Source organism: Terriglobus sp. YAF25, assembly GCF_052113305.1.
Taxonomy (GTDB): domain Bacteria; phylum Acidobacteriota; class Terriglobia; order Terriglobales; family Acidobacteriaceae; genus Terriglobus.
In genome coordinates, this window is sequence record NZ_JBFRCY010000290.1 from 1 (window position 1) to 5331 (window position 5331).

General features: G+C 55.2%; 5 protein-coding genes. All 5 read left to right on the forward strand.

Annotated elements, in window-relative coordinates; translation table 11 throughout:
• The first annotated feature begins 63 nt into the window (after positions 1 to 63).
• A complete protein-coding gene (hppD, locus tag AB4043_RS13400; protein ID WP_442301563.1) occupies positions 64 to 1209 on the forward strand; it encodes a 4-hydroxyphenylpyruvate dioxygenase in 1146 nt (381 codons plus the stop codon).
• A 13-nt stretch (positions 1210 to 1222) separates the two neighbouring features.
• On the forward strand, positions 1223 to 1975 hold the full coding sequence (locus AB4043_RS13405) for a phenylalanine 4-monooxygenase (protein WP_442307261.1): 753 nt from the start codon (positions 1223 to 1225) through the stop codon (positions 1973 to 1975).
• A 12-nt stretch (positions 1976 to 1987) separates the two neighbouring features.
• The gene (gene hmgA / locus AB4043_RS13410; RefSeq protein WP_442301565.1) at positions 1988 to 3340 is read left to right on the forward strand and encodes a homogentisate 1,2-dioxygenase; all 1353 of its coding nucleotides are present in this window, start codon (positions 1988 to 1990) and stop codon (positions 3338 to 3340) included.
• A complete protein-coding gene (locus AB4043_RS13415; protein WP_442301566.1) occupies positions 3337 to 4191 on the forward strand; it encodes a hypothetical protein in 855 nt (284 codons plus the stop codon). Before hmgA ends, AB4043_RS13415 begins: the two co-directional genes overlap by 4 nt.
• On the forward strand, positions 4182 to 5331 hold a 1150-nt coding region (gene fahA / locus AB4043_RS13420; protein WP_442307262.1), incomplete at its 3' end, for a fumarylacetoacetase. The genes AB4043_RS13415 and fahA, both read left to right, overlap by 10 nt.

Below are 5331 nucleotides of genomic sequence, written 5' to 3' on the forward strand. Positions count from 1 at the left end.
GCGGAGGCCTATGCTGTTCGGTTGCCGGGAGGCGACGGCGCCTTGCGGCAGAGACGGAGCTCTATGTCAGCTACGAAGAGCATTCTTTCCCAACCAGTCCAGGCGACTCCAACAACGAACGCTGATTTTCTTCCACTCAAGGGCATCGATCACCTGGAGTTCTACGTGGGCAATGCCCGGCAGGCCGCGTATTTTTACCGGACAGCTTTTGGCATGTCTCTGGTGGCTTATGCAGGACCTGAGACTGGGCAACGAGATCGAGCCTCGTATGTTGTTCAACAGGGCAAGATTCGCTTTGTGCTGACGACGGTCCTTCGCCCAGCTCATGCGATCGCGGAACATGTGCAGCGGCACGGCGATGGCGTCCATGGCGTGGCGCTATGGGTAGACGATGCTCGCCAGTCGTGGCATGAGACGGTCAACCGCGGCGCTGTCAGCGTTGCCGAGCCCTATGTCGTGTCGGACGATCACGGCCAGGCCGTACTGGCAAGCATTTGCGCCTATGGAGATACCATCCATACCTTTGTTCAGCGTGGAGACTATCAGGGGCCGTTTCTTCCCGGTTTTCGCGCCATAGAGGAAGACCGGGTCGCTCGCCCTGTGGGCCTGTTGCACATTGATCATGTTGTGGGCAACGTCGGCTGGCATGAGATGAATACCTGGGTTGATTTTTACGCCAAGGTGATGGGATTCAGTCTCTATCAAAGCTTCGATGACAAAGATATTTCGACCGAATACTCCGCGCTCATGTCCAAGGTGATGTCCAACGGCAACGGGTATGTGAAGTTTCCCATCAATGAGCCGGCCGAGGGGAAACGAAAATCCCAGATCGAAGAGTATCTGGACTTCTATGGCGGCCCGGGAGTGCAGCACATTGCTTTGGCGACCAAGGACATTCTGCATACGGTCAACAAACTCCATGAGCAGGGCGTGGAGTTTCTACGGGTTCCACATACGTATTATTCCGAGCTGCAGCAGCGCGTCGGCCGGATTGATGAACCTCTGGATGAACTCGAACGGCTCGGCATCCTGGTGGATCGCGACGATGAAGGTTATATGCTGCAGATCTTTACCCGCCCTGTAGAAGATCGCCCCACTCTGTTCTTTGAGATCATTCAGCGCAAAGGAAGCCGTAGCTTCGGCAAAGGCAACTTCAAAGCGCTCTTTGAAGCTATCGAAAGGGAGCAGCAGGCTCGCGGCAATCTGTAAGAGGAGAACGACCATGGCAACTGCAACACTTTCTGCGGCGGCACCCTACCTCATCCAACAGGACTATTCGTCCTATACCGAGGAGCAGCACGGTATCTGGGCCGACCTTGTCGGACGTGTCTTTCCCGAACTGGAGAAGCATGCTGCTCAGGAGTATCTCGATGGCTTTCAGACCATCGGCCTGAAGCGCGATCGGTTACCCAATCTTGCAGAGGTGAGCGCACGACTGGAGCCCAGAACCGGATGGAACTCCACTGCGGTGAGCGGATTTCTACCTTCGCAGGCATTCTTTGAGATGCTGGCTGCTCGCAAATTCCCAACGACGGTTTGGCTGCGAAGCCGTGAATCCATGGAATACACACCTGAGCCAGATATCTTTCACGATGTCGTCGGTCATGTGCCGATGCATGCGCATCCGGTTTTTGCAGACTTCCTGGAGCACTATGGCCGTGTCTGTGTCGCTACTCCGGAAGAGYCAATTCGTGAAAAGCTTTCTCGCCTCTTCTGGTACACAGTCGAGTTCGGATTGATTCGCCAGCAAGGCGAGATCAAAGTGTATGGCAGCGGCCTCATCAGCTCGCATGGAGAATGCTTGAATGTCATGAGTGGTCATTGTGCCATCGAGGAATTCTCGCTGAGTGAAGTGGTGAATACGCCGGTCAAGATCGACGAGCTTCACAAGTTGCTCTTTGTCGTAGACAGTTTCGATCAACTCTACGAAGTTATGCATGAAGCAGAGCGGCTCGCTGCGAGCGGCCGCCTGTAGAGAGGGTTATCCATGACGGTTGGCGTCCTGTATCAGTCCGGGTTCGGCAATGAATTCGTGTCAGAGGCCGTTCCCGGAGCGTTGCCCATTGGCCAGAATGCTCCGCAGAAACATCCGTTAGGTCTCTATACGGAGCAGCTCAGCGGAACGTCTTTTACCGCGCCGCGATCTCAGAATCGCCGTACCTGGACCTATCGCATTCGTCCCTCAGTGACTCACCGGCCCTATGAAGAGATTCCCTCGCGACTCATCAGGAGTGGCCCGTTTACTGAGACTCCGACCCCACCCAATCAACTACGGTGGGACCCATTGCCAATCCCTGAGGAGCCCACAGATTTTGTCGACGGCATCGTTACGCTCGGCGGGAATGGTGATCCTGCCATGCAGACCGGTGTCGCCATTCATCTCTATGCCGCCAATCGATCGATGAACGATCGGTTCTTCTATAGTGCCGATGGAGAGTTTCTTGTCGTCCCCCAGTTAGGCACACTTCATCTCCACACCGAGTTGGGAGTTTTAGAAACGGCGCCTGGTGAGATCTGCGTGATCCCTCGCGGAATCAAATTCCGTGTTGAGTTGATCGACGGACAGGCACGAGGGTATCTCTGTGAAAACTACGGCCAGACCTTTCGTCTGCCAGACCTTGGGCCTATCGGAGCGAATGGATTAGCAAACCCGCGAGATTTCCAGGCGCCGACAGCAGCCTTTGAGAACCTCGATGGAGAATTTCACATCACGGCGAAATTCCTCGGCCGGCTCTGGTCCGCACAGATCGACCACTCGCCCTTGGATGTCGTTGCCTGGCACGGTAACTATGCGCCGTACAAATATGATCTTGCGCGCTTCAATTGCATCAACACGGTTTCGTTTGACCATCCCGATCCTTCGATCTATACCGTCTTGAGTTCTCCGTCCGCGATACCTGGTACCGCAAACTGTGACTTCGCTATCTTCCCTCCGCGCTGGATCGTGGCGGAGCACAGCTTCCGACCGCCCTGGTTCCATCGAAACTTCATGAATGAATTCATGGGCCTGATCGTGGGAGCCTATGATGCCAAGGCGGAAGGTTTTCTGCCGGGTGGCGCCAGCTTGCACAACTGTATGGCCGGTCATGGGCCCGATGCCGAAACCTTCGAGCGGGCCAGCTCGGCGGAGCTGAAGCCACAGTATCTCGACAATACTCTGGCCTTTATGTTCGAGACGCAACTGGTCGTGCGTCCTACTGAGTTCGCCATGCATACTCGCATCCTGCAGCATGAATATTTCGAATGCTGGCAGGGTCTCAAAAAGCATTTCCAGGCTGAAGTCTCGCCGAATGGAAGGCAGAAGTCCTCCGGCGAGAAGCTGAAGTTCACGACCCGATGAACGCGATCGATAGCCTCCTCTCTGGCCTGATCGATTACGCAGGCTTGTATGCGCCTGCCCGTCTGGATATGCAGGCGGCTGCCAGAAACTATCTCGCGTACAGGCGCAATCGGCGTTCGGAGTTGCTAGGTCGTTTTATTGTCGATTGGAAGCGTCTGTCCGAGCTTCGCGAGACTGCGAGTGACTCGCTTGCTCATCTTCCTCTGAGCGTCATCGCATCTTCCGCGGCGGAGGTGAGCAACATCGCACAACTCCGCGAGGATGGGTTCCGCATCGAGTCTGTTGAGATCAAACCCGACAAACTGGATGAGATAGATCACAAGGCTGCCCGGACACTGGCGGAGACGATCATCTATTTCGAAGTTCCCATTACGCCTTTAAAAACGGAGGTGCTGGATTCCATACGGCTGGCGGGTGCACGCGTCAAAATACGTACGGGTGGTGTAACCGCTACGGCATTTCCCTCATCGGAGTCAATTGCTGCAATGTTGATTGCGATTGCCGACCGGGGCCTGGCATTCAAGGCGACAGCGGGATTGCATCATCCAATCCGTGGATATCACCCTTTCACCTATGAACCCGATAGTGAAACAGGAATCATGCATGGCTTTCTCAACCTGTTTCTCGCGGCAGCGCTCGTCTACAGCGGTGGAACGGAAGACCAGGCACAGCAACTACTGAATGATCAGGATGTCGACGCTTTTCGCATGACTGCGGATACGATTGGATGGCGATCATTGCAGTGGAGCGCAGAGCAACTCCGTACTGTTCGCAGAGAGTTTGCAATGAGCTTTGGTTCTTGCTCTTTTGTGGAGCCAATTCAGGACCTGGAGAGAATGGGATGGCTATAGCAAGCAGGAGTTGGGTGATTTCGGCCAATGACCCTGAGTCAGATTTCCCCATCCAGAACTTGCCCTACGGCGTGTTTCTTTATCGAGAGACTGCTCATATCGGCGTTGCTATTGGAGACCAGATCCTTGATCTTTATGCCTGTGCCGATCAAGGTTTCCTTTCCATTCTCTCAAAGGAAGTAGTCGGCGCTTGTAAGGCCCGTACCTTGAATCCATTGATGTCCCTCGGGCCGGAGGCGTGGTCCGCACTTAGGCGACAACTCATGACATTGCTCGATGGGGGCTACGAGATGAAAAGAGATGTCGAGCCGTTGCTCATTCCAATGAAGGATGCGGTCATGCGGCCGCCGGCGGATATCGGAGACTATACGGACTTCTACGCATCGATTTATCACGCTACCCGTGTGGGACGTCTCTTCCGCCCGGATAATCCATTACTGCTGAACTACAAGTACGTTCCGATCGGTTATCACGGCCGCGTGTCTTCCATCGTGATCAGCGGCGCGGATATTCGCCGTCCGTGTGGACAGACGAAGGCTCCAACGGCCGAAGCGCCAGTCTTTGGACCATCAAAGTCCCTCGATTACGAACTGGAAGTTGGCATCCTGGTGGGTACTGGGAATTCACTGGGTCACAGTGTTCCGATCGATAAAGCCGAAGAGCACATCTTTGGTCTATGCCTGGTCAACGATTGGTCGGCGCGCGATATCCAGGCCTGGGAGTATCAGCCCCTGGGCCCATTTCTCGCCAAGAACTTTGCGACGACGATTTCTCCGTGGATTGTGCCTCTTGAAGCCCTCTCCCCGTATCGCGTTCCTGCGTTCGAGCGTCCGGCGGAGGATCCGGCTCCGCTGCCCTATCTCGCCTCATCGTCTCGAGACAGAGACGGCATCGATCTGACGCTGGAGGTCTATCTCCAATCCGAAGCGATGCGGCAGCAACAGATGCCGGCCATGATGCTCAGCCGCGGTAATTTGCGTGACCTTTACTGGACCATCGGTCAACTGGTGACGCATCACACCTGCAACGGCTGCAATCTACGTCCGGGTGACCTGCTTGCCACGGGAACCATCTCCGGGGCGGCTACAGGTTCAGAAGGGTGCCTGTTAGAAAAGAAGCATCTCCCGGAGCCACTATGCC